The sequence below is a fragment of the Methanoculleus sp. MH98A genome, from assembly GCF_000691865.1.
Lineage (GTDB): Archaea > Halobacteriota > Methanomicrobia > Methanomicrobiales > Methanoculleaceae > Methanoculleus.
On the sequence record NZ_JMIO01000013.1, the window covers coordinates 1 to 21,858 of the forward strand.

Sequence of the window (21,858 nt, forward strand, 5' to 3'; positions counted from 1 at the left end):
AGGAAGGATTTGTTGAGCGGTTCGCCCGCGCACTATTCAGGAGAGAACCATGATGACTATGGATATTAACGCAATCATGATAGTCCTGCTCTCGGTAACCATCGTTTGCCTGCTGTTTATTATGTACGTGATGTACGTGCGCATCCAGCAGCTTCTCAAAGAGGTCGAGTCATTGACCGGCAGAATGGAGATCACCGGCAGCGAACTGGAACAACTGACAAGAAGCGTCGAGGAGTATAAGAACGCCCGCGGATAGAGGTTCTACTCCGGCTCCGCAAAGCGAAGATATATGTGTAATTCGAACCTAGCTAATAGGGAAGGGGCCATAGGGTAGCCTGGCCATCCTAGGAGACTGGGGGTCTTCTGACCTGCGTTCAAATCGCAGTGGCCCCATCAGACCATTTTTTCTCTGTCCCCGACAGAGTTATCCGCAGCATGAAGTTGACTGCAGGCTGCACGGATTGCCTGATGAGCCGGGTCGAGTACGAGAGCCGGCTCTGCATCGACGATTCCCTGCGCGTCTCCGAGATCGTCGATGCGTGCCGGGACCTTCTTGGGCGCACCATCGCCGACCCGGTGCCCGCACCCGTCATCGCGAGCCGGGTGCATCGGCTCGCCTACCGGATGATCGGCGACGACGACCCCTACCGGTCATTGAAGAAGGGCAACAACGAGGACGCGGCGGCGGTCTGCCGGGAGGTGCGCGGCGATCTTTCGACGTTCCGCGACCTGGCGCTTGCATCGGTCATCGGGAATACCCTGGACTACGGGGCGATGGCGCATACCGTCACCGATAACTTCGTCGAGTTCTTCCGCCGGGAGTTTGCGGCGGGGCTGACCGTCGACGACACCGCCGCGATCGAGAGGCACACCTCCCGGGTGGTCTACCTCGCCGACAACTGCGGGGAGATCGTCTTTGACACCCTTTTTGCCGATTACCTCAAGAAAAGCGGGTCGCACGTCACGTTCGCCGTCCGGGGAGCCCCGATCTTAAACGACGCAACGATGGAGGATGCCGTGGCGCTCGGGCTCGACCGCCGGGTCGACCTGCTCACCCCCACCACGGACGGCATCGCCGAACTCGGGCTCAACCGCGACCTCACCCCCCCGGCGCTCGCCGATGCTCTCGATCGCGCGACGCTCGTCATCGCAAAGGGCATGGCCAACTACGAGTCGCTCTCCGACGATCGCGACCTCCCCCCCGTCGCCTACCTGATGTCGGTGAAATGTGGCCCGATCGGTGCGGATATCGGCATCCCGGTCGGTTCCCGGGTCGCCCTCCTCCGTGAGTGATCCGGCGCGGGGGCCTGAGTTCCCCCGGGAAGTGCCGCCCGACGGTCGGGGACATATAACCTTTGCGGCAACATTTTTCCGGGATATGAATCGTTCTCCCGGTTAACGACAGTGTGTGAATCTCCTGTTTGGTATTTTGAAAGATATATTCATTTAGTTATTTATTGGAAACTAATATATAATTGGTAGAATAGATACTGGAGCGGGGAACTACCACACCCAGCAATCACCAGTCATTCAATTCCATCAGCAATCACCAGTCATTCAATTCCATCAGCAATCACCACAACCGACTACACCCCCAACGATGTAAGGATTCGGTTCGGGAGCACCCAACTGCCCCCGAACCAGCGCTCAGCAACCACAAGCGAGATTACACCGGACTATGAAGCCTTCGGGTGTGGCCCCCCCACCTCATTCCATAAGGCCAACCCCACCTCACTTTTCTTAGCCCCCGGGTCGCAAAAAACTCGAACCGCTGCTATTGTACCGGAAACGCTCCCTGTCCGGCGCAGCATTCGCGGCTTTGCATGCCTCTGACGGAATCGGAGGCATACAACCTCACGTGACGATGCAACGGCTTTGTTGAAACCCTGTTCCGATCTTCATCCTGTCCCTGATGAGGCTGGTGCCAGATCAGGCTGTCCCCGGGGACGACCTTTTTCTCGGGCATGTCCTCATGCAGGGGACCATGGTGGCCTGCGCTCCTCGAAGCCTCACGGCTTCTCGTGCTCCACTCCCCGGAGTATCGCATTTCGCACCTAACGGTGCTCAAACTCTCCTTCTTCGGAGCATCGCACTTCGCACCTACGGTGCTCAAACTCCGTTCCCGAAACCCTCCCGGGTTTCTCCAGCTTCGATTCTGACGAACCGTCGCATCCTGAAGGAACGTCGTTCTTTGGTGCTCGTGCTCCTGCCCCCGCACCTAACGGTGCTCCAGCTCCGTTCCAGAGGAACGTCGCACCTTCGGCCAGTCGCATATCGCCATTGGGGGAACGACTGTCCACAGGACAGGAGTTCGAGAAACCCAAAGGGTTTCGCTGTGGGGCTCGCGGGGAGGGGGGTCTCCCCCTCCCCTGTCTCCACGTTGTCATGGACCTCTGTAACCCCCACCACCCGCGCTTCGCGCTCCTCCCGCCCCCAGGGGGGCGGGCAGTGCGTGGCGATTGCGATGGTTCGTTACGCGACTGGCCAGAGGCCGGGAGCGTGAGCACCGTGAGGTGCGAAGAACCGGAGCAGGAGAAGACCGAAGGTCCTGGACGTGCGATGGACGGAATGCGACCGGCCGCCAGGGCGGGAACATGAGCACCGAAGGTGCCCAACCCGGTGCAAAGCCGTGCCCCTGAGTACCCCTGATTGCGGCCGTCTGGAGCAAGCAGGAGGTTCAACAGAGCCGATGCAACGGAAGCATAGCGGAAAAATCGGAGAGAAAGAAGAGGGGGATCGCACCTCCGGGGCTCCAGCCCCTGCCCTAACGGGCAGTCGCACAGTGCTCCTCTCAGCCGAAGGTCTTGCGGGACATCTCCAGCGCTTCGATGGCGGGCATCTTCTTCCCGGTCAGGAACTCGATTGCCGCCCCTCCGCCGGTGGAGATGTGCGTAAACTCGCTCTCGAGGCCGAGCCGCTCGATGGCCGCGCCGGAATGCCCGCCGCCCACCACCGAGAACTCCACGGCAGAGGCCGCCCGCAGGAGTTCGAAGGTGCCGACGGCGAACGGCTCCTCCTCGAAGAGCCCCGCCGGACCGTTCACCACGACCGTTCCCGAGCCCGAGATCGTCTCCGTAAGACTCTCGATCGAATCGCTCCCGATGTCGAGCACCTGGGCGTCCTCCGGGACGGTGTCCAGGGGGTACTCGACGCGCTCGCCGTCTTCGCGGACGGCGACCGAGTGCGGCAGAGAGAGCCGGTCGGCGTAGGATTCCAGGAGGGCTTTCGCCTTATCGATCTCTGCCCGGTAGCCGAGGTCGTCGATCAGCCGGGCCGACGGCCGCCCGATCTCGTGGCCCGCCGCAAGCAGGAAGACGTTTCCCACCACGCCGACGACGATCACGCGGTCGGCCGTTCCCCGTTCGAGGACATTCTGCGCGACCGCGATCGAGTCGTCCACCTTCGTCCCGCCGAGCACGAAGGTGACGGGACGTGGGGCGCCGGAAAAGACCCGGGAGAGGTTCGCGACCTCCTTCTCCATCAGGAGGCCGGCCACCGACGGGAGCACGAGCGGCAGCCCCACGATCGACGGCTGCGACCGGTGCGCCGTACCGAACGCGTCGTTGACGTACACATCGGCCATCGACGCCAGCCTCCGGACGAGGAGGGTCTTCTTCGCCTCCTCCGGTTTCAGGGTCAGGTTCTCCTCGGCGGCAAACCGGAGGTTCTCGAGCATCAGGACGTCCCCGCGCTTTGCGCTCCGGATGGCATCCCGGGCGCACCGCCCGAAGATGTCCTCCACATACGTCACCGGGCGACCGAGCAGCCGCTCCAGTTTCGCCGCATGCGCCTCAAGCGTCGTGAAATCCTTCTTGCCGGGCCTGCTCTGGTGCGTGAGGACGACAAGCCGCGCGTCCTCGAGCGCCTGCACCGTCGGCAGGTGTTCCCGGAACCGTTTGTCGTCTAAAATCTGGTTTGAGGAAGGATCGATGGGCGAGTTGAAATCAACCCGCAGCATCACCGTTCCCGTCAACTTCCCAGTATCTGCGAGCGTACCGATCTCCACCGGGTATCACCAGTCTCTCTCTTCAGGTGCTCCGTGCCTTAATCTTTTTCAGGCGGAAGAGCTCCTCACGCTCCATCTCATCGAGCCGCATCTTGATGAAGTCTCTGGCCTCGGAGAGTTCCGGGATCACCTTGAACTCGAGCGCGTTCACGCGCCGCTTGGTGCTCTCGATCTCGTCGAGCAGCCTCTTCATGGTCGTCTCGATCTCGGCGGCCTCGATGATGGCCTCGAGCAGATCCTCGAACGCCTCCGCGGTCTCGTCGATGACGGCGGACGTGCCGAGCATCCCGTAGCCGCGGTCGAGCACGCCTTTCCGAACCGAAGACGCATCGATCTCGGGGACGACGACGCCCATGATGTTTTTGCTTTTAAGGGAGATGGCGGGGGCGTCCGCCGTCGAGAAGGCGGCGGCCTTTACCCCAATCGCGCCCTCGACGGTCTCCGCAAGGGCGATCATCTCCATTGCACGCTCGTAGCGCTCCAGCAGTGCGCCGCGGCTGTCTTTCGCCTGCTGCAGCACCTTGAAGAACTCCAGGATCAGCCCATCGCGCTTCATCTTGAGGATGTTATAGCCGCGCTCCGAGAGCTTGATCCTCCTCTTGATGTTGATCAGCTCCGATCGGGTCGGCTTGATATCTCGCAGCGCCATGGACGTTTACCCCTGTGCCTTCTTCCGGTACTTCGGGTGGTATTTCTGGATCAGTTCGCGGTCGATACGGACGAGCTGCTCTTCGGGCAGCGTCGAGAGGAGTTCCCAGCCAAGGTCGAGCGTCTCCTCGATCGACCGGTCTTCGTAGAGGCCCTGCCTGACGAACCGGTCCTCGAAGAGGTCGGCGAACTCGAGGAACATCCGGTCGCGCTCCGAGAGCGCGTCCTTGCCGACGATGGCCACGAGACCCCGGAGATCGTTACCCTCCGCGTATGCCGCGTAGAGCTGGTCCGAGACCTTCTTGTGGTCCTCGCGGGTGTGGCCTTCACCGATACCGAGGTTCATCAGACGCGACAGCGAGGGCAGCACGTTGATCGGCGGGTAGATACCCTTCCGGTGCAGCTCACGGTTGACCACGATCTGGCCTTCGGTGATGTAACCGGTCAGGTCCGGGATCGGGTGAGTGATATCGTCGCCCGGCATCGTCAGGATCGGGATCTGGGTCACCGAGCCCTTGACACCCTTGATGATACCCGCACGCTCGTAGATGCTTGCAAGATCGGTATACATGTAGCCGGGGTAACCGCGCCGGCCGGGCACTTCCTCACGGGCCGCGCCGATCTGACGGAGCGCCTCGCAGTAGTTGGTCATATCCGTCAGGATGACCAGCACGTGGTAGCCGAGGTCGAACGCCAGGTACTCGGCTGTGGTGAGCGCGAGACGCGGCGTGATCGTCCGCTCGACGGCCGGGTCGTCGGCAAGGTTCAGGAACACGACCGAGCGCTCGAGAGCGCCGGTCTTCTCGAAGTCGGCCATGAAGTAGTTGGCCTCTTCCCGGGTGATGCCCATCGCAGCGAAGACCACGGCGAACTCTTCGGTCGAGCCGGGCACCTTTGCCTGGCGGGCGATCTGGAGCGCCACGTCGTTGTGGGGCAGACCCGATGCGAGAAGATCGGGAGCTTCTGGCCGCGGACGAGGGTGTTCGTCCCGTCGATCGTCGAGATACCCGTCTGGATGAAATCCTCAGGCGAGGAGCGGGCGTAGGGGTTGATGGCCGCACCGGTGATCTCGAGCCTCTTTTCGGGCACGATATCCGGGCCGCCGTCGATCGGCTTGCCGCCTCCGGAGAGGATACGGCCGAGCATGTCTTTCCCCACCGGCATCTTGATTGTCTCGCCGGTGAACCGGATGCCCGAGTCCCTGCCGATACCCGCGGTGGTCTCGAAGACCTGGACGACCACGATCTCGTCACTCGTATCCAGCACCTGGCCGCGCTTGACCGTGCCGTCGGCGGTCACGATGTTGACGAGTTCGCTGTAGCCGACCGGCTCAGTCTTCTCGACGAATACCAGCGGCCCTGCAATCTGTGCAACCGTTCTGTATTCCTTCATGGTCACACCGTCCTCATCGCGTCAAATTCAGCTTCCATATCCTTCATGATCTTCTCAAGCTCGGGCTCGTAGTCCCTGATGAACTTGATCTGCGGAAGCTCGTTCTTGCTCTTGATGGCGATGACCTGCTGCGGCGTCGCGCCGCCCGCCTGGGCGGTATGCGCGAGGTCGGCGAAGTGCTTGATCGCCTTCATCATGTCGTACTGCTTGGACATCGGGCAGAACGTGTCCACCGCATCGTAGGCGTTCTGCTGCAGGAAGATCTCACGGATCATCCTGGCCACCTCGATGGTGACCTGCTCCTCGTCGGGCAGGGCATCGGAACCGACCAGCTGGACGATCTCCTGGAGTTCGGCCTCTTTCTGGAGGACGCCCATCGCCCACGCCCGGAGCGGGTTCCACTCGGGCGAGACCTCTTTGTCGTACCACTCGTTGAGCGCGTCGAGGTAGAGCGAGTAGGAGTTCAGCCAGTTGATCGCCGGGAAATGCCGGCGCTGCGAGAGCTTCGCGTCCAGTGCCCAGAAGACCTTGACGATACGCAGGGTGTTCTGGGTGACCGGCTCGGAGAAGTCGCCGCCCGGCGGCGAAACCGCGCCGATGACGGAGACGGAACCGCCCTCTCCGTTCAGGGAGATGACACGGCCCGCACGCTCGTAGAACTCCGAGAGACGTGCCGCAAGGTACGCGGGGTAGCCTTCCTCACCGGGCATCTCCTCGAGACGGCTCGAGATCTCACGCATGGCTTCGGCCCACCGGGAGGTGGAGTCGGCCATCAGCGAGACGTCGTAGCCCATGTCACGGAAGTACTCGGCGATCGTGATGCCGGTGTAAACCGACGCTTCACGGGCCGCGACAGGCATGTTCGAGGTGTTCGCGATCAGCACCGTCCGCTCCATCAGCGGCTTGCCGGTCTTCGGGTCCTCGAGTTCCGGGAACTCCGTCAGAACCTCGGTCATCTCGTTGCCGCGCTCGCCGCAGCCGATGTAGACGACGATCTCGGCATCCGACCACTTCGCAAGCTGCTGCTGGGTGACCGTCTTGCCGCTGCCGAACGGGCCGGGGATGGCTGCCGTTCCGCCCTTCGCGATGGGGAAGAGACCGTCCAGGATCCGCTGACCGGTGATCAGCGGGATGTCCGGGTTCAGTTTTTCCGTCACCGGGCGGGGCACACGGACCGGCCAGCGCTGGAGCATCGCGATCTCGGTGCCGTCCTCGAGGACGCAGACGGTCTCGTCGACCGTGAAACTGCCGCCCGAGATCTCCTTGATCTTGCCGCCCTTCGCTTTGGGCGGAACCATGACCTTATGGACGATGTTCGTCTCCTGGACCGTGCCGATGATGTCGCCGGCCTTGACTTCGTCGCCCTTCTTCACCGTGGGCACGAACTCCCACTTCTTCTCGTGGGAGAGGCCGGGTGCCGAGACGCCGCGCTCGATGAAGTTGCCCATCTTGTCCACAAGCACCTCGAGCGGCCGCTGGATCCCATCGTAGATGCTGGTCAGCAGCCCGGGCCCGAGTTCAACAGCAAGCGAGAGACCGGTGTTCCCCACCGGCTCACCGGGTCTGATGCCGGCGGTGTCTTCATAGACCTGGATGATGATGTTCTCACCCTGGATCTTGATGACCTCCCCCATCAGTTCTTCATTGCCGACCTTCACCACGTCGTACATGTGTGCGTCGAGACCGACAGCAGTGACGACCGGCCCTGAAATCCGCTTCAGGACTCCCTGAGTCCTGTTCTCTTTTCCTTTCTCCATTACTTCCACAGATCAACACCCACCGATCTCTTGATTCTCTCTCTCATCGACAGGCCGCCCTCTTCTCCGCCGATCGCGATCACCGTCGGCTTGACGGAATTTTCGAGGGTGGTGCGAAGCCGCAGGGGAATCCGCTCCATGTCGCTGCCCTTCAGCACGAGGATGCCGACGTCTCTGTCATCCAGCACCTGGTTGATATGCTCGACCAGCCGCTCGTCGGTCTCGGCCGCGTAGGTCTTTCTGACACCCGCGAGCCTGAAACCAAGGATGAATTCACCGGTACCGACAACTGCGATCTCCATTCTACATCACCAGGTAGCCCTGTAATCGCTCACCGGGGAGGCCGGCTTCCTTGCCCCGGGCAAGGGCGCGAAGATTCGCGACCTCGTACTTTTTCTTCTCCAGGTAGACGAGGATCGGAAGGATCGAAAACGCGTACCGCTTCGACATCCGCTCCATCTGGTCCAGCTGGACCCGGGTCAGCGCAACCTCGATCTCGTGGAGTGCGGTCTTGCCCCGGATCTCCTCAAGCGCGTTTAAGAGCGGGATCATCTTCACCTGCCTCTTCAAGGCGTCGATGAACTCATCCGGGCTCTCAAGTCCCGAGAGCCGCTGCAACTCGTCCACCGTGAACGAACCGCCACCGATCATCAGTTCCCTGACATCCTCCCGGACCTGCCCGGCCCGCAGCCGGAAGAGGTTCTGGATGTTCCGGATATCGATCTCGAGCTGGATATACTTGAGGAAGATATCCCCGCCCTTGACGCCTCCTTTCGCGTCCGCGATGAGCCGCGCGTAGTAGCCCTTGTAGAGCTCGTTTTCCAGGTGAGCAAACGATCCGGTCTCCATCGCGCGAGGCAGTTCTCTCTCGATGACCGGGTAGAACCGCTCGCCCTTGAGCGACTCGGCGACCCGCTCCGGCGACTCTTCCGCGACAAGGCGGTCGAGAGCGACCCGATCGAGTCTGCCGGCCGGGACCAGGACCTCTTTGATCTTGCCCGGCTGCATCTTCTGCATCTTCCCGCGCAGGACGGTGACGACGTTCTGGATATCCCAGCGGCGCAGGTAACTGGCGGTAAAGTGCTTCAGATCTCCCGGAACCAGTTCCAGGATGCTCTGGTACTCCTTGGCGAGGTTCCAGCTCAGGGCCACCTCGACGAGGTTGATCCCGGAGAAGGAGGTGCCGAGTTCATCGATCTCCGACCGGTAGATGGTCTCGCCGATGAACCGGGTGATCTCAGGCAGGCTCATATTCAGCATGCGGAGATAATCCTCGCGCGGTATCAGCAGCGATTTACGCACCCGCATGCGGGTGCAGGCGTAAATGTACTGGGCCGATCCGCTACTTACCCCTGCCATTTATGAACCCTCCTCATGTAAACAGAATATCCGACGCATCCTTCAAACCGGATTCCCAGATCTCGTCCAGGAACGTGCGGTAACTGTAATCGATCTGCAGTTCGCCGTCGTTGCTCTCAACGATGATGCCGCCGGGAATGTCGGCCGGGGCGCCCACGGTGTAGCCCGAGAACATCTTCAACTGGGAGAGGATCTCTTCGACAACCGGGGTATCCCGCTCGTTTGCATGGACGACGCCCTTCTTGATCTCCTTTACCGCTCTCTTCAGCAGGGCTGTGAGCGCCTTCTCCTGGAACTCGGCGGGCAGATCACCGACAGCGGCAAGCGAGGCCGAATAGACCTGATCGAGGAGCGTCTTCTGGGCGTTCAGGACCTGCCGCTTGACGACGAGGTTCGCCGCCGAGGCTTCCTGGTTGATGATGTGGGTGGCTGCCCGGTCCGCTTCCTCCTGTGCCGACGCCTTGATCCCGGCGGCGCGAGTCTGTGCGTCCACCAGGATCTCCTCAACGTCGGTCCGGGTCTCTGCCCGGATCGCCTCGACCTCCTTTCGCCCTTTCTCCCGGATCTCGTTCACTACTGCTTCGAGTCCCATGGTTCACTCCATCAGAACAGAAGCAGCAGTGCAACCACAAGACCGAAGATGACGATGGTTTCCGGAATGACCGTAAAGAGCAGTGCGAGACCAAACATGTCCCTGTTTTCTGCGGTTGCGCCGACGGCCGCCGCACCGATACCCATCTCGGCAAGGCCGGTGCCGACGCCGGTGAGACCTACTGCGAGACCTGCGCCGACTGCGCTCATTCCTACCTGCGATGCCTGGATCATTTCAAGAGTCAGTTCTGCTGTGCCAAAATCTACCATTTTCTTATTCCTCCGTAAACTTTGATATCATACCGAATGGATTGTACTTTTTGCCTCCACCTTTGTAGAACTTGGTGAAGAACTCAACATAGTGAAGACGAATCGAATGCAGACCGCCGCCGAGGAGGCCAAGTGCCGTGTTCAGCACGTGCCCCATCAGGAAGACGAGAATGCCGACGATGATGAGGATCACACCGACCGGTGTGATTGCTTCAAGTTGGGGCTCTATCATCATGCCGATCGAGATGTAGTTGACCACCATCGCGATTGCGACCGACGAGAGGCCCACCGCCACAAGACGGGCATACGACAATACGTGGCTGACGATCGTCGGAAGTTCGACGATCTCGAGCGCGTTCTCCTGCGCGATACCGATGACTCCCGCCACCAGCAGGACGACGCCTACCGCGATGGCCACGGGGAAGCCCGTAAGGTCGAGCATCATCGGGATGGGGAAGAACGACCATATGATGAGGAGTATGCCCCACATGACCCCGAGCCAGCCGGCGTGGGAGATAACCGCTTTTGTCGCGTGCCTGCCGTGGTAAAGTCTCCGTGCATTGAGTATGCCAAGGATGCGCCCGAGCGTGATGTGCAGGATACCGATCCAGATCGCAATGACCATCAGTTCGACTACCTGCGGGCCGTGTCCTCCCGCATGCCCTCCGATATTGAGGTGTCGGGAGAAGACCAGCGGCTCCCACGGGAGCGAGAATCCCAGAAATTCACTGTAGAGCACGCCGAAGACGATACTCGAGATGCTTGCGTAACTGAGCACCTTGAGCAGGTTTCTTCCGCCTTCGCCCTTCAGGAACTTGCGTAAGCCAAGACTCAGAGCGAGCAGGACGGCTCCGTAACCCACGTCACCGAGGATCATACCGAAGAAGATGGGAAACACAATGGCTACCATCAGCGTCGGGTCGATCTCGGAGTAGCGGGGCCGCGCGTAGATGTCCATGAGCATCTGTGTCGGCGAAGCGAACGACGGGTTTTCGTATTCCACCGGGACACTGGTGTCTTCTTCGATCTCCAGTTCCTCGATGTAGATCTTCCCGTTGGTCGCTTTCTCCAGCGCGTCCAGAATCCTGTCCGCCCGGTCTTCGGGCACCCAGCCTTCGGTGATGAAGGTCTCCTCCGTGGTAGCAAACCGCAACGGGGCTTCCGCCCGCTCTACGTCAGCCGTGAGTAGTTCATCGCATGCTACCAGGAAGTCGGCGTGCCTCTCCCGGATCCCTGCAATCTTTCCGTTGATTGCAGATATCTCGCCTTCGATCCCCCGGGCCTCTTCCAGGTGGGCCTTCATGCGGTCGGCCGGCGCCCCGGTCTCCTCAGGGACGGGGATCGCCTGGAACCCGGCATCGAGGAGAGTCCGCTCGACCTGCTCGCGGTGCTCGTTCTGCACCACGACGACGATCATGTTGCCGACCACCTTATCGGAGAAATACTTCTCGTTCGGGACGTCGATCTCGACGTCGTGGGTTATGTGCCCGGTAAAGACGGTAAACCGCGTATATCCGCGATAGAATTCCAGATCCAGGGGAACCGCAGCAAACGGTTCAAGTTCCCTCGCGCGTTGCTCGTGCTCCTTCTGCCGCGCCTCCAGCCTCGAGCGTGAACCGACAAGATCTTCCGCCTCCTTCTGGATAACGGGCAGATCCGTCCGGATCATCTCCCTGACCTTCGACGCGGGGAGCTTCGTTTTGACGTCTACGTTCTCGGGGTCTATCCCGCACGCATTCTCGATTGCCCTGACCTTGATGAGCGCCGAAGCTGCGTCGCTCGCCTCCGGAAGCGGGTGGCCGATCGACAGCGCTTCAGACGAACTCTCGGGCACGAAGTCTTCGATGTGGTAGACGTTGTGCCGGTAGAGTTCCCTGATGATGGCGTCGATCTCACCTTTCGGGGCTGCGATGAGCAACCGGCGCATCCGTTCAGGCCTTAACATGCAGCTGCTCCTTAAACCGTGTAACAATAAAGTCTACAGCTTCTGCAAGGTTTTCGTTCCCGGATGCACTCAGCGCCTCTGCGCGCGCTTCACCCTCTTTGACAATCTCTTTGTACCTGTTCTGCGCCTGGGCCCGTGCCTCCGCCAGACGCTGATTCCTGTAGTCCTCGGCATCCTTCTGTGCCTTGACGACCAGGTTTTCAGCCTCCAGCTCGGCATCAGAGAGGCTCTTCTTCCTCTCCGCCTGCGCATCACGGATCATCGCCTGATACTCTTCTTCAGTTTCCCTGATGCTTTTCAGGACATCGGTCTTCATCAAACCCTCCTTCTCACGGCGTATGAATATTTGATGAAATTGGGCATATATTTATTGTTGTTTGTCTGCTGAGGATTTTTCCGCATTCAGATGCACCATTTCCACCCCGGGGGGTAGGTTTTCAATCGCGACGCCCCCGGGAACCCCGGCAAGCGAGAGCCCGGAGAACTCCGCGGACGAGCAGAGCAGGTGCTGCTCGGGATGGGTTCCGCGCCGGATATCGCAGGCGAGGAGAATCGCCGGGGCGACCGAAACGACCATCGATAGCCGTTTCGAACCCGGATGGTCTTTAGGAAGGACGACAAGCGGTATATGGTAGCGCCGGACCAGCTCGAGCATCATGCGTGCCTGCTCGACGGGGCCGCCTTCCGGCATGGAGACGGCGACCAGATCGTCGGGGTCGACCGCCTGGCAGTACTCGTCGTCCGGGGTCTCGATGCAGAGCGTGAACCGGGAGCAGGCTTTCGCAACAAGCAGAAAAGAGCGTTCTCCCCGGATGAGGAGGGGTTCGCCGCCGAGGGGGACGGTCGTCGCGCCCGCCCCGGCGGGGGAGGCCCCAAAAGCGCCGCCTTCAGATCTCTTCGACATCTTCGGACTGGCAGCCCGGGCACATGGGCCGCTTTCCAACGCCCTTGAACTTCTCGCCGCACTCTTTGCAGCGGTAATTCTTGCCCTCCACACGCTCGTTGAACTCAATGTCGACGGGTCCACCGACTGTACACATCTGGCATCACCAGAAGAGAGGGAGGAGGGCAGAGGATAAAACCCTATCGCGGCAGCCTTGAAAAACCCGGATCTGCGGCGCGGAATGTGTCCGCCTTCATGCACCGCCGTCCCTATGGGTTTGCCTTCTTTTGCATCATCCGCCAGCGCTTGAGAACGAATGCCGCGACGCTGAGGGCGAAGAGCGTGTTGAAGAGCACCCATATGATCGGGTCTTCAAAGTCCGTCCCGATCAGGTTCCCGTGGACGACGGCAAAGAGGAGCACGACGTACATCAGCCCGTGCACCCACCGCCAGTAGTTCGGGATGCTTCTTCGGAGCAGCACGCCGGCGAACGCGATATAGAGGAGATAAAGCGCGGGCCGGCCTGCGAGCGCCCAGAACCGCTCCCACGGGGAGAAGACCGGGATGAACACGGCGGGGTTCATCGCCCCTATGGCGAGGGTCACGGGGTGCAGCGTGGGGAGGAGAAGGCCGACGGCGGCGAAGGTGTGGTGCACCGAGAGAAACGATCTCCCGAAGACCTCCATGATCTCACGGAGGAACGGGGTCAGGAGGGTCGCGATGCCGAGAGCAAGGAACCCCCACAGCGCGGCAAGGCGCGCTATGACGCTGAACAGATCCTCGTACGGTGCGGTCAGCACCACCGCGGCAACAAGCGCAAACAGGGCCAGGGTGACGGCTGCAAAGAGCGCACCCGCCCGGGTCGGGGCCACGGTTCCAGAGAACTCACGGCAGGGGATAAGGGTTTCGGCCCGGATGTACCATCCGCCGCTCTTCGCGTGAGGTGTATCGCTATCCTTACGGGGCTTCTACCAGCCCTGTCTTTGAGATGGTCTCACGCGAAGGCGCGAAGGACGCGAAATGGACGATCGACACCTGTGTGGACTTCGCGATTTCGCGGCTTCGCGTGAGTTGACGGAGGGCATCGAAAAGCAAGAAGCGGTCGAAAACCCTCCTCAGATCGCGATCCCCACAAGGTGGAGTAGAACCAGGACCAGGGCGCCCGGCAGCCCTGCGAGGGCGCAGATGAGAACCGTCACCAGGTTGATCTGGATGTCGGGAGCGCCGAACCACGCGAGAACGTTGAAGTAATTCAGGAGCCAGAGCGTGATGAGCCCGGCGATGGCGTTGATGACGAGCGTCATGGCCTTCTTCATGAGGTAGTAGAGCGCCGCGGCTATCGCGACCGCGAGAAGGATGGCAAGGATCTCTTCCATCATCTATTTACCAATGATCTGCTGGTTATTTAACCGTATTGATGGAATCGTCAGACGTCCGACGCGCCTTGCGTCATTCCCGAGCCCCCCGATGCCCGCGAGCATTTCAAAGACGTTCCCGGAGAGCATCGCCGTCCGGATGGGTTCGGTGAGGTCCCCTCCTTCGATCCAGAAGGGGTTCGAGATCTCCACCGAGAAGTCGCCGGAGAACGGGTTCGCGGTATGGGCGCCCACGACGTCGTGGATCCAGACCGCCCGATCGTCGCCGGGCTCTTTTACCCGCGGGCCGTCGATGAAGAGGTTGTGCACGCCGATCCCGGGGCCTTCGCTCCCGGAACGGACGGCGCTCCCCGTGCTCCCCTCGCCGTAGCGGTAGCCGGTCTTGAGATCGTAGGCGAATTGCCGGAGCACTCCCTGCTCCACGAAGACCAGGCGCCGGGCCGGGGTCCCCTCCGCGTCCCAGGCGGTGCTCCCGAGGCCGGGAGCAAACGGGTCGTCGTAGACGGAGAGCCGCTCGTCAAAGACCTGTTCGCCGACTTTGTCCGCAAGGAACGACCGGCCGGCCTTCACGTTCCGCCCGGAGAGGGCCGGGAGAAGAACCTGGCCGAGGAGGCTTGCCGCAGCAACCGGGGAGAGAACGACGTCGTAGCGCCCGGTCTCGATATCGCGCCCCGATAGAGAGCGCGCAGCAAGCGAGGCGGCCCGCTCCCCGACCGACCGCGCATCGATATCGGCGAGGTACGGGGAGGCGTCGAACTCGTAACCCGTGGACTGCTCCCTGATTGCCTCGAGGGAGACCGCCGCCACCGTCCGGTCCATGCCGTAGAAGACGCCGCTCGAGTTCGCGACCGCGAGGTACGACCGGGCAAGATCCGCGCTCCCGCCCACGACCTCAACCGGGTGCTCCGCGGCACCGGCAAGGAGATCGCCGACCATCTTCGCCGCATCCTCCACCGCGACGACGAGATCCCCGTCGGCCGCGGAAGGAGTGCCCGCAAGATCGGCCGGTTTCGGGAACCCGCCCCACTGTTGCGGGGTGGCGAGTCGCCCGCTCGCGAGCGCGGCATCCAGACATTCCTTCCACCGGTCGGGGTCGCTCGTGGCCGAGAACCCTATTCGCCCGTCCCTGACCGTCCTGACGGCCATGTTCCAGGCTTCCGACTCCTCGGCGTTCCCGAGGATCCCTTTCTTGATCTCGGTGCCGACGCTCAGTCCCCGGGCGTAGAAGACCTCGACCTCGTCCGCCCGGCGTTCTCCTTCCCGGAGAATCCTCTCGATCAGGTCTTCGCCGTTCATTCGCCGCGTCCCCCGATGGTTGCATTCTCGAGCAGGAGATGGGGCGCGCCGTCGCTGACCGGGACGCTCTGCCCGCCTTTCCCGCAGTATCCCGGGCTCATCTTCCGGTCGTTGCCGACCAGAGCGATGTTGTGCAGCGTCGAGAGGATCTCGCCCGAAAGCGAGACGTCCCGGACCATACCGGCCTTCTCGCCACCCTCGATGAGGTAGCCATACTCCGCGTTGAACTGGAAGACGCCGCGGCCGGGATCGACCTGGCCGCCCCTTGACCCGATGAGGAGGATACCGTCTTTGCATTCCGCGAGGATCTCGTCGTAGGCCGCGTCGCCGTTCTCGATGAAGGTGTTGCTCATCCGGACGATCGGCGGTGCCCCGTGCTCCGACCGGGCGTGGCCGGGAACACCGTCTCCCACGGCCGCGAGGGTCTCGCGGTTGTGCAGGTAGGAGGAGAGAATGCCGTCGCGGATGATCTCCGTCCGGTGCACGGCAACGCCCTCGGCGTCGACGGGCATGAACCGAACTCGGGGAGGGAGGGATCGTCGACGATCACGAGCCCCTCGCACCCGATGCGTTCGCCGATCTTCCCGCCAAGGACCGATGCGCCTTCGCGGACGAGGTCGCCCTCGCTCGCGTGGCCGACCGCCTCGTGGGTGAAGACGCCCGCAAGCTCCGGGTCGAGCACCGCCCGTTTTGTCCCGCCTTTCGGGAGTTTCGCGTCGAGCAGGGAGACCGCGACCTCGCCCGCCTTCCGGCCGAGATCCTGCTTGTTCCGGAGGTTGAACCCGGTGGTGATGTGGTCGCGTTCGCTCCCCATCTGCATCACGCCGTTCCTGGACGCGATGGCGACGACCGAGAACCCGGACCGGACGGCCTCGTAAGAGTACTCGTTTTCACTCGAATCCAGGAACCGGACCGCATCGATCCCCTCGGTGTAGCGCGCGCGGGTGTTTCCCACCCCGGCAACCCGTGCCGCCTCCTCTATCCCGGCAAGCAGCCGGGTCTTCTCCTCGAGATCGACGTCCCGGGGATCCTCCCCAAGGGGCGGAACCGGGAGCACGCCGCGCGGCGCGTCGGCAAGGTCGAGATGATCCTCCGTGACGACCGCAAGGCGCGATGCCGCCTCGACGAGACTCTCGACCTCGCGTTTCGAATCGATATCGACGTGATCGCGGGTGAGGATCCCCCAGCCTTTCGATCCCAGCACCCGGATCACGGCTTTATCGAAAAATGAGGTGCCCGCGGACTCGATCACACCGTTGTCGATATCGACCAGGGTGATCTCGCCCCGTACGCACCGTATATCGTAGTAACGCACTTCAGCCATAGGGCATCAGACCGGAGAACGCCCGACATTCGGGTCGAAGATGCCGGTCGGATTGACCGCCATCTTCCGGAGCTTCGAAATAAACCCTTCGCGGTTCTCGGGCACGAGCGCGTTCTGGAGAACCTCCTTGATGTGGTCGACCGGCAAAATCTCGACCATCTCGCGATAGCGGTCCTCGATCAGCACGTCGTCGAGGTTCGACCGCGGGATGATCACCGTCTTGATCCCGGCCTTTGCCGCCGCCTCGATCTTGTAGGTGACACCGCCGATGGGGAGGACGTCGCCCCGGACAGAGAGTGACCCCGTCATCGCGACGTCCTGGCGCACCGGGATGTTCTCGATGGCGCTGATCACCGCCGTCGCCACGGTCACGGAGGCGGAGTCGCCCTCGACACCGCCGTAGGTGCCGATGAACTGGACGTGGATGTCCATCTCCCGGACATCCTTGCCCGTGAACTTCTTGATGAAGGCGCTGACGTTCATGATCGATTCCTTGGCGATATCCTGGAGCATACCGGTCGCGACGACCGTGCCGTCCTCCCCCTGGCGCGGCGTCCACTCGGCCATGACGGGAAGCACCGAACCGGAATCGCTCCCCATCACCGCAAGCCCGTTCACCCGGCCCACCCGGGTGCCTTCCACGACGGCAAGGTCGTAGTCGCGGCTCCGCCTGATATACTCGTCGGAGATCTGGTCTTCAATCGAGCGGGAGGCCGATTTCGCGGCGAGGACGTGCTTTGCCGAGGTGAACTCCGCACCTTCCTGCCGGGCAAGGTCACCCGCCACCCGGATGAGCCCGCCCATGTCACGGAGTTTCAGGGTCAGGTGGCCCTTCCGGTTCGAGCGGCGCCGGGCCTCGCGGAGCACCTCGAGCATGGCGGCCCGGTCGAAGTGGGGGATCTTCCCGTCGTTCTTGACCTCCTGCGCGATGAACCGGAGGAACTTCTTCCGGTTCTCCGCCGTGTCCTCCATCGTCTCGCGCATGTAGACCTCGTAGCCGTAGCCCCGGATACGCGACCGGAGCGCCGGGTGCATCCCCTGGATGGCGTCGATGTTGCCTGCCGCGATCATCACGAACCGGCAGGGAACCGGCTCCGTCCTGACCATCGCGCCGCTCGAACGCTCGCTCTGGCCGGTGATCGGGAAGGTGCCCTCCTGGAGCGCGGTCAGCAGGTTCTGCTGGGAGTGGGGGGTGAGGGTGTTGATCTCGTCGATGAAGAGCACCCCCCCGTGCGCCCGGTGGATGGCCCCTCCCTCGACACGGTCGTGGGAAGGTGTCTCGAGCCCGCCGCTCTGGAAGGGGTCGTGCCGGACGTCGCCGAGCAGGGCGCCCGCGTGCGAACCGGTGCCGTCGATAAAGGGCGCCATGGTGTTCGAGTCGTGGGATATCAGGAGCTTCGGGACCATCGCCTCCTCGCGGGGCATCGAATACTTCAACGCCATGAAGACGAACGCGGCGGCGATGATGCCCATCAGCCACTGGTAGGTGATGATCGCGTAGCCGATGATGCCGATGATGAGGAGCATGATAAGGGTGCTCCGCATCTGGATCTTCTTCCTTGCCTCCACCTTGTGAGCGTTGACGATCTGTTTGCCGCGGCCGGCGGGGACGGTCCTGATGATGGGATTATTATTATCCTCGGGATTCGGGTAGACCAGGATATCCTGCAGTTCCTCTTTGGGGAGGAGCTCGGCCATCGCCTTCGCCAGCATCGATTTGCCGGTCCCGGGGGTGCCGATCATCATCACGTGCCTGCGCTGGACGGCGGCCTTCCGGATCACCTCGACGGCGTGCTCCTGGCCGATGACCTGGTCGATGAGATTCGGGGGTACGTCGATATCGGACGATGCGCTCAGCTCAAGACCGGAAAAGACATCGGCCTCCTCCAGTTCGTCATTCGTGAGCTCGATGTTGGGAATTTTTGTTGTTGGCGTCGAATCCATCGTCGAGTTTACCTCTTTGCTGCACTGGTACTTATATAATTTATTCATCCTCGTTCAAATACTTTCTAGCAAAGGTGTTTCATGAGAATAATCAGCACGGAGCGGTCCCAGGTTCTTGCAGCCCGCGTTGCCGAAAAACTTGGCCCCACTGGTCGAGACAAAATTCACCCGATTTCCCGACGGGGAACTGTATCTTAAGTGCGGAGAACTGGACGACGAGACCCTGATCGTCAGCAGCATCGTGGACAACGATATGTTCATGCAGACCCTTCTCGCGATCGATGCCGCCGATCAATCGAGGAACACGCTGGTGATTCCGTATCTCGGCTATTCCCGGCAGGACAAACGTTTCTCCCCCGGCGAGCCGATCAGCGCCCGGGCGGTCGCACGGGCGCTTTCAACCGGCATCGAGCGGGTCTACGTCGTCAACATCCACGACCCGGGCGTGCTGGGTCACTTCGGCGTCCCGGCAAAGAACGTCACCATCGCCCCGGCCGTCGGCGGCTACGTCGGCGACCTGCGCCTGAAAAACCCCCTGGTTCTCGCGCCGGACGAGGGCGCGATCGACTTCGCTTCGGACGTCGCGGCGGTCGGCGGGTGGGACTGCGACCACCTCGAAAAGACCCGGCTCTCGGGCGAGGAGGTCAGGATCGCCCCGAAGACCATCGATGCCGCCGGACGGGACGTCGTGATCGTGGACGATATCATATCCACCGGCGGAACCCTCGCGACCGCCGCCTGCATGCTCCGGGAGCGGGGGGCCGCGTCCATCCACGCGGCCTGCGTCCACGGGGTGCTCACGAGCGGCGCCTACACCCGCCTGCGGGCGGCGGGAGTCTCTTCGGTCGTCTCCAGCGACACCTACGAGAACGCCTCAAGTTTCATATCGGCCGCGAGCGCTATCGTCACCGCGATCAGGGAAGATGCTCACCGTTGACGGATCACACCTCGAAGGAGGCGGGCAGATCCTCCGCCTGGCGGTCGCCTTATCGGCCATCTCCGCCACTCCGGTCACCGTGACCAGGATCCGGCAGAACCGGCCGAACCCCGGGCTTGCCCCCCAGCACATCGCTGCGGTCCGGGCGGTCGCCGGCGCCTGCGATGCGGAATGCACGGGTCTAACGCCGGGGAGCCGGGAGATCTCGTTTGCTCCCGGCCGGGTTCGCCGGGCCGATCTGGAGATCGACCCCGGCACCGCCGGAAGCATACCCCTCATCGTCCAGGCGTGGCTCCCGGTCGGCCTCGCCGCCGGCGGGAGCATCACGGTCTCGGGCGGGACCGAGGTGCCGTGGAGCCCGACCATCGATTACCTGGAGCATGTCTTCGCGCCGGTGCTCCGGCGCGCCGGGGCCTCGATCGAGATTGCGGTGCGCGGGAGAGGGTATTATCCCCGCGGAGGGGGGCGGGTGCACGTCCGGGCGGAACCGTCCCGCCCGGGCCCGATCGCGGTCCCGGAAGGGGAGGAGAGGAACTGCGGGATCGTATCCTGCTCGGCGCGCCTTCCCGCGCACGTCGCGGAGCGCCAGGCGGCGGCCGCACGCGATCTCCTTGAGGGCGAACTCGATCTTTCCTGCACCGCGACGCTCGACTCACGGGAAGGCGGGCCGAGCGTCGGGAGTTCGGTCACGGTGTGGAGCGGGGCGAAGGGTGCCGTCGCGCTCGGGAAGCGGGGGCTTCCGGCCGAGGAGGTGGGCCGGACGGCGGCACGGGCCCTCGCCGACGAATGCCGCAGCCCCGGCACGGTCGACGTCCACCTCGCCGACCAGCTCCTCGTCTACCTTGCCCTCTACGGGGGAGAGTACAGCACCCATACCCTCTCGATGCATGCAGAGACCGCAGGCTCTCTCCTGGCGGAGTTCGGGTATCCCATAGCCTGCAAAAAGAACGATATCGTGAGGTTCTCCGCATGACGCTTGTCCTCGACGCCTCGGTCTTTTTCACGGAGATCCCCGTCAACGGCCCGATCTCGACCACACCGTCGGTCGTCGAGGAACTCACCGACACCCACGCGAAGTGTCGCTTCGAGGTCCTCACGGCCGCGGGACTCACGGTCCGGGAGCCGCGCGGGGAAGATCTCGCAAGAGTGGATGCGGCCGCACTCCGGACGGGAGATAGCGGGGTGCTCTCCGGAACCGACCGGGATATCCTCGCGCTCGCGCTGGAACTCTCGGCCGTCCTCGTCACCGACGATTTCGCCATCCAGAACGTCGCCCACCGCCTCGGCATCGAGACCCGGAGCATCAGGCAGCGGCCCGCCCGGCCTATCCGGTGGCGCTACCGGTGTAGCGGGTGCGGGCGGTACTGGAGGGAGCCGGGAGACTGCCCGATCTGCGGCGCACCAATCAAAAGAAAGCTTAAATAATCAACCGGAGATCTTTTCTCCATGTCCGCGCTCGAAGAGCTGATCACGAAGGCAAAGGCGCTCCAGGCAGAAGGGCACACCCCCGGCCAGATCTCCGACGAGCTGGGTCTCTCGATGGAGACGGTCACCTGGCTGCTCACCCAGCAGAAGGGCATGGAGGCCCCCAAAGACGTCCACATCGACTGGGCGGCGGTGGGGAGCCACGGCGTGCTCTTAAACGACATGGCGATGATGATGCTCAAACGCTTCCTCTACCTGGCGGAGGGAGGAGGCGTACGTGCCGTCGACGATCTCCCCGACACGGTCGTCGGGATCGCGCCGTCGGGTGCCCCGCTCGCCACCCTCATCGCCGCGGAGGAGGGGCTGAAACTCGCGGTCTACCTCCCGGCGAAGCACAGCCGGAGCGAAACGCCCATCGGGTCGCTCTCGGGCACCTTCTCCGCGATCGCCGCCAAGCGGTGCATCATCGTCGACGACGTCGTCACGACCGGGACGACGCTTTCCGAGACGATAACGTTTCTCCGGCAGCACGGAGCCACGCCGATGGCGGTCTGGTCGCTCTTCGACAAGCGGGGGGCGAGGGAGATCGACGGGGTCCCGGTCCATTCGCTCTTCGTGATATCGAGGCTCGGGTGAACGGCCCGGCACTTTTTTTTGATACGCCCTGAACCCGCTCCGGCGGGAACGGCAAAACGGATCGCAACC

General features: G+C 62.6%; 21 protein-coding genes, 1 tRNA gene and 2 pseudogenes. 7 read left to right on the forward strand and 17 right to left on the reverse strand.

Features of this window, described 5'->3' with window-relative positions:
- Nucleotides 1-58 precede the first annotated feature (58 nt).
- The 3 genes from EI28_RS02535 (at nucleotide 59) to EI28_RS02545 (ending at nucleotide 1,293) form a co-directional block, all read left to right on the forward strand.
- Nucleotides 59-256: a hypothetical protein gene (locus EI28_RS02535; protein WP_231476543.1), complete on the forward strand. Its 198-nt coding sequence runs from the start codon at nucleotides 59-61 to the stop codon at nucleotides 254-256.
- A gap of 63 nt (nucleotides 257-319) precedes the next feature.
- A tRNA-Pro gene (locus EI28_RS02540) sits at nucleotides 320-393 on the forward strand.
- 42 nt (nucleotides 394-435) lie between these two features.
- The gene (locus tag EI28_RS02545) at nucleotides 436-1,293 is read left to right on the forward strand and encodes a DUF89 domain-containing protein (RefSeq protein ID WP_048112404.1); all 858 of its coding nucleotides are present in this window, start codon (nucleotides 436-438) and stop codon (nucleotides 1,291-1,293) included.
- A 1,498-nt stretch (nucleotides 1,294-2,791) separates the two neighbouring features.
- On the opposite strand, the gene EI28_RS02550 is transcribed toward EI28_RS02545, so the two are convergent.
- From EI28_RS02550 to lonB, 17 genes and pseudogenes are all read right to left on the reverse strand, one after another.
- Nucleotides 2,792-4,006 carry a phosphoglycerate kinase gene (locus EI28_RS02550; RefSeq protein WP_048112406.1) on the reverse strand — a complete coding sequence of 405 codons (1,215 nt, stop codon included), beginning with the start codon at nucleotides 4,004-4,006 and terminating at the stop codon, nucleotides 2,792-2,794.
- Between the two features lie 22 nt (nucleotides 4,007-4,028).
- Nucleotides 4,029-4,655, reverse strand: a complete 627-nt coding sequence (locus EI28_RS02555) for a V-type ATP synthase subunit D (protein ID WP_048112408.1) — start codon at nucleotides 4,653-4,655, stop codon at nucleotides 4,029-4,031.
- A 6-nt stretch (nucleotides 4,656-4,661) separates the two neighbouring features.
- Nucleotides 4,662-6,046, reverse strand: a pseudogene (locus EI28_RS02560) (ATP synthase subunit B).
- Between the two features lie 2 nt (nucleotides 6,047-6,048).
- Entirely contained in the window at nucleotides 6,049-7,803 is a 1,755-nt protein-coding gene (locus tag EI28_RS02565; RefSeq protein ID WP_048112411.1) for an ATP synthase subunit A, read from the reverse strand.
- Nucleotides 7,803-8,105 carry a V-type ATP synthase subunit F gene (locus EI28_RS02570; RefSeq protein WP_011843141.1) on the reverse strand — a complete coding sequence of 101 codons (303 nt, stop codon included), beginning with the start codon at nucleotides 8,103-8,105 and terminating at the stop codon, nucleotides 7,803-7,805. The genes EI28_RS02565 and EI28_RS02570 overlap by 1 nt, the downstream gene beginning before the upstream one ends.
- A 1-nt stretch (nucleotide 8,106) precedes the next feature.
- Nucleotides 8,107-9,162 carry a V-type ATP synthase subunit C gene (locus EI28_RS02575; RefSeq protein WP_048112413.1) on the reverse strand — a complete coding sequence of 352 codons (1,056 nt, stop codon included), beginning with the start codon at nucleotides 9,160-9,162 and terminating at the stop codon, nucleotides 8,107-8,109.
- A 13-nt stretch (nucleotides 9,163-9,175) separates the two neighbouring features.
- A complete protein-coding gene (locus tag EI28_RS02580) occupies nucleotides 9,176-9,754 on the reverse strand; it encodes a V-type ATP synthase subunit E family protein (protein WP_048112415.1) in 579 nt (192 codons plus the stop codon).
- Nucleotides 9,755-9,765: 11 nt separating this feature from the next.
- Entirely contained in the window at nucleotides 9,766-10,023 is a 258-nt protein-coding gene (locus EI28_RS02585; RefSeq protein ID WP_048112417.1) for an ATPase, read from the reverse strand.
- 4 nt (nucleotides 10,024-10,027) lie between these two features.
- Nucleotides 10,028-11,968: a V-type ATP synthase subunit I gene (locus EI28_RS02590; RefSeq protein WP_048112420.1), complete on the reverse strand. Its 1,941-nt coding sequence runs from the start codon at nucleotides 11,966-11,968 to the stop codon at nucleotides 10,028-10,030.
- A complete protein-coding gene (locus EI28_RS02595; RefSeq protein WP_048112422.1) occupies nucleotides 11,955-12,284 on the reverse strand; it encodes a V-type ATPase subunit subunit G family protein in 330 nt (109 codons plus the stop codon). The genes EI28_RS02590 and EI28_RS02595 overlap by 14 nt, the downstream gene beginning before the upstream one ends.
- 51 nt (nucleotides 12,285-12,335) lie before the next feature.
- On the reverse strand, nucleotides 12,336-12,872 hold the full coding sequence (locus EI28_RS02600) for a hypothetical protein (RefSeq protein ID WP_052379641.1): 537 nt from the start codon (nucleotides 12,870-12,872) through the stop codon (nucleotides 12,336-12,338).
- On the reverse strand, nucleotides 12,856-13,008 hold the full coding sequence (locus EI28_RS14345) for a hypothetical protein (RefSeq protein ID WP_197018459.1): 153 nt from the start codon (nucleotides 13,006-13,008) through the stop codon (nucleotides 12,856-12,858). Before EI28_RS14345 ends, EI28_RS02600 begins: the two co-directional genes overlap by 17 nt.
- Nucleotides 13,009-13,120: 112 nt before the next feature.
- Complete coding sequence (locus tag EI28_RS02605) at nucleotides 13,121-13,723, reverse strand: hypothetical protein (RefSeq protein WP_048112424.1); 603 nt, start codon at nucleotides 13,721-13,723, stop codon at nucleotides 13,121-13,123.
- Between the two features lie 243 nt (nucleotides 13,724-13,966).
- Nucleotides 13,967-14,230 carry a pro-sigmaK processing inhibitor BofA family protein gene (locus tag EI28_RS02610; RefSeq protein WP_048112425.1) on the reverse strand — a complete coding sequence of 88 codons (264 nt, stop codon included), beginning with the start codon at nucleotides 14,228-14,230 and terminating at the stop codon, nucleotides 13,967-13,969.
- A complete protein-coding gene (locus EI28_RS02615; RefSeq protein ID WP_048112427.1) occupies nucleotides 14,231-15,523 on the reverse strand; it encodes a TldD/PmbA family protein in 1,293 nt (430 codons plus the stop codon).
- Nucleotides 15,520-16,847, reverse strand: a pseudogene (locus tag EI28_RS02620) (TldD/PmbA family protein). The gene EI28_RS02615 and the pseudogene EI28_RS02620 overlap by 4 nt, the downstream one beginning before the upstream one ends.
- Before the next feature lie 6 nt (nucleotides 16,848-16,853).
- On the reverse strand, nucleotides 16,854-18,791 hold the full coding sequence (gene lonB, locus EI28_RS02625; RefSeq protein ID WP_048112491.1) for an ATP-dependent protease LonB: 1,938 nt from the start codon (nucleotides 18,789-18,791) through the stop codon (nucleotides 16,854-16,856).
- 139 nt (nucleotides 18,792-18,930) lie between these two features.
- On the opposite strand from lonB, the gene EI28_RS02630 reads away from it, so the two are divergent.
- Genes EI28_RS02630 through EI28_RS02645 form a run of 4 tightly spaced genes read left to right on the forward strand, consistent with a single transcriptional unit; the run spans nucleotide 18,931 to nucleotide 21,789 of the window.
- Nucleotides 18,931-19,728, forward strand: a complete 798-nt coding sequence (locus tag EI28_RS02630) for a ribose-phosphate diphosphokinase (RefSeq protein WP_369792241.1) — start codon at nucleotides 18,931-18,933, stop codon at nucleotides 19,726-19,728.
- Nucleotides 19,715-20,701, forward strand: coding sequence for an RNA 3'-terminal phosphate cyclase (rtcA, locus tag EI28_RS02635; protein WP_048112429.1), 987 nt, complete (start codon nucleotides 19,715-19,717; stop codon nucleotides 20,699-20,701). The genes EI28_RS02630 and rtcA overlap by 14 nt, the downstream gene beginning before the upstream one ends.
- On the forward strand, nucleotides 20,698-21,153 hold the full coding sequence (locus EI28_RS02640; RefSeq protein ID WP_048112431.1) for an NOB1 family endonuclease: 456 nt from the start codon (nucleotides 20,698-20,700) through the stop codon (nucleotides 21,151-21,153). Before rtcA ends, EI28_RS02640 begins: the two co-directional genes overlap by 4 nt.
- A 21-nt stretch (nucleotides 21,154-21,174) precedes the next feature.
- Nucleotides 21,175-21,789 (forward strand): orotate phosphoribosyltransferase-like protein, encoded by a 615-nt coding sequence (locus tag EI28_RS02645; RefSeq protein ID WP_048112432.1) that lies wholly within the window; start codon nucleotides 21,175-21,177, stop codon nucleotides 21,787-21,789.
- The last annotated feature ends 69 nt before the right edge of the window (nucleotides 21,790-21,858 follow it).

Bases quoted from the DNA above. Each gene is read 5' to 3' on its own strand.
- EI28_RS02535 (WP_231476543.1), top strand. From the start codon at position 59: ATGGATATTAACGCAATCATGATAGTCCTGCTCTCGGTAACCATCGTT.
- EI28_RS02545 (WP_048112404.1), top strand. From the start codon at position 436: ATGAAGTTGACTGCAGGCTGCACGGATTGCCTGATGAGCCGGGTCGAG.
- EI28_RS02555 (WP_048112408.1), bottom strand. From the start codon at position 4,655: ATGGCGCTGCGAGATATCAAGCCGACCCGATCGGAGCTGATCAACATC.
- EI28_RS02565 (WP_048112411.1), bottom strand. From the start codon at position 7,803: ATGGAGAAAGGAAAAGAGAACAGGACTCAGGGAGTCCTGAAGCGGATT.
- EI28_RS02570 (WP_011843141.1), bottom strand. From the start codon at position 8,105: ATGGAGATCGCAGTTGTCGGTACCGGTGAATTCATCCTTGGTTTCAGG.
- EI28_RS02575 (WP_048112413.1), bottom strand. From the start codon at position 9,162: ATGGCAGGGGTAAGTAGCGGATCGGCCCAGTACATTTACGCCTGCACC.
- EI28_RS02580 (WP_048112415.1), bottom strand. From the start codon at position 9,754: ATGGGACTCGAAGCAGTAGTGAACGAGATCCGGGAGAAAGGGCGAAAG.
- EI28_RS02585 (WP_048112417.1), bottom strand. From the start codon at position 10,023: ATGGTAGATTTTGGCACAGCAGAACTGACTCTTGAAATGATCCAGGCA.
- EI28_RS02590 (WP_048112420.1), bottom strand. From the start codon at position 11,968: ATGTTAAGGCCTGAACGGATGCGCCGGTTGCTCATCGCAGCCCCGAAA.
- EI28_RS02595 (WP_048112422.1), bottom strand. From the start codon at position 12,284: ATGAAGACCGATGTCCTGAAAAGCATCAGGGAAACTGAAGAAGAGTAT.
- EI28_RS02600 (WP_052379641.1), bottom strand. From the start codon at position 12,872: ATGTCGAAGAGATCTGAAGGCGGCGCTTTTGGGGCCTCCCCCGCCGGG.
- EI28_RS14345 (WP_197018459.1), bottom strand. From the start codon at position 13,008: ATGTGTACAGTCGGTGGACCCGTCGACATTGAGTTCAACGAGCGTGTG.
- EI28_RS02610 (WP_048112425.1), bottom strand. From the start codon at position 14,230: ATGATGGAAGAGATCCTTGCCATCCTTCTCGCGGTCGCGATAGCCGCG.
- EI28_RS02615 (WP_048112427.1), bottom strand. From the start codon at position 15,523: ATGAACGGCGAAGACCTGATCGAGAGGATTCTCCGGGAAGGAGAACGC.
- lonB (WP_048112491.1), bottom strand. From the start codon at position 18,791: ATGGATTCGACGCCAACAACAAAAATTCCCAACATCGAGCTCACGAAT.
- rtcA (WP_048112429.1), top strand. From the start codon at position 19,715: ATGCTCACCGTTGACGGATCACACCTCGAAGGAGGCGGGCAGATCCTC.
- EI28_RS02640 (WP_048112431.1), top strand. From the start codon at position 20,698: ATGACGCTTGTCCTCGACGCCTCGGTCTTTTTCACGGAGATCCCCGTC.
- EI28_RS02645 (WP_048112432.1), top strand. From the start codon at position 21,175: ATGTCCGCGCTCGAAGAGCTGATCACGAAGGCAAAGGCGCTCCAGGCA.